1 protein-coding gene is annotated in these 230 nt (G+C 54.8%); it reads right to left on the reverse strand.

Annotated elements, in window-relative coordinates; translation table 11 throughout:
* The coding region (locus NLF92_RS13890; protein WP_489886396.1) for a flagellin N-terminal helical domain-containing protein at positions 1-230 on the reverse strand (230 nt) is incomplete at both ends.

The raw sequence follows: 230 nt of genomic DNA on the forward strand, positions 1-230 counted from the left end.
GCTTTGCGGTCTGCATCAGACAGCAATCCGTCACCGGCTTGCAGCGCCAACACCCGCGCGCGATTCATGGTATCGGTCATGTTGCGCAGTATGGATTCCTGCTGCGCCAGCGAACCGGTCACCAGATCGTTATTGCGTTGAAATTGTATCAGGCTGTCCAACTCTTCCGTCATACGGATCACTTTGGCAGCGCCCACCGGATCATCAGACCGTTTATTAATACGCTTGCC

Source organism: Opacimonas viscosa (genome assembly GCF_024199005.1).
GTDB lineage: Bacteria > Pseudomonadota > Gammaproteobacteria > Enterobacterales > Alteromonadaceae > Opacimonas > Opacimonas viscosa.